This is a genomic window from Thiolapillus sp., assembly GCF_048562965.1.
GTDB lineage: Bacteria > Pseudomonadota > Gammaproteobacteria > Chromatiales > Chromatiaceae > Thiolapillus > Thiolapillus brandeum_A.
Map to the genome: position 1 here is coordinate 1 of NZ_JBHNMF010001182.1, position 807 is coordinate 807.

Consider the following 807-nt stretch of genomic DNA (forward strand, 5'->3'; position numbering starts at 1 on the left):
GGCCTATTGCCGCATCTCCAGTTACCTGCAGACCATGGCAAATCAGGGATACAATCCGCTGGTCGCCATTCAAATGGCCTTTTCGGGACAGCTCTATGCTGATAGGGGTGAGTAGTTACAAGGGGTCGATCTGGGATGGGACAAGTGCTGTAATCAGAGGGGCTGCAGATGCTGAATTGCGAAATCTTGCTGTTAACAATCTTGTTTTTCTTGCCACTGCGTCCGGAGATCACTCATCAGCGATTTACAACGATGGGGCAGGTTTTCGCGTCAACAACGTGAGCATCTCAGTCAATGGCAATGACAGGAACTATGGCATCATCAATAATGGTGTGGATGCCACCTATAACGATCTGAATATAGCAGCTGCCAATATTTGGGCTCCTGACAAGCCTTCTGTACTCTGTTTTGGGTTTTGGGCGCGGGGAGCAGGCAATATTGAAATCAATCGCGCCCAGGTCGAATCAGAAGGCTGCTCCGACAGCACCGCAATACAAGACAATGGAGCGAACCTGCGGCTGGTCAGGATTCATGCCAAGGCAACCTGCCCCAATGGTCCCTGTAGTGCAAATGCGGTTTGGAATGTGTCCGGCGTGCTCACTATTGTGAATTCCAAGCTTGAAGGTTCCAGTCGTTCAATAACCATAGGCACGGACTCGGACAGGATCATCAATACCCATTTCAATGGCCCTGTATTCGACGCTTTTCCGGCTACTCAATGCTGGGGAACCTATGGCATGTCAAGTCCCGATAGATCATAGATTTTCTTTTTGAATAATTCCGGTTGTTTTTTGTGCCAATCCTTAA

General features: G+C 48.9%; 1 protein-coding gene. It reads left to right on the forward strand.

All coding sequences use genetic code 11. The features are described from left to right. Window positions 1–95: 95 nt before the first annotated feature. Complete coding sequence (locus tag ACOCD2_RS23170; RefSeq protein WP_293653629.1) at window positions 96–761, forward strand: hypothetical protein; 666 nt, start codon at window positions 96–98, stop codon at window positions 759–761. The last annotated feature ends 46 nt before the right edge of the window (window positions 762–807 follow it).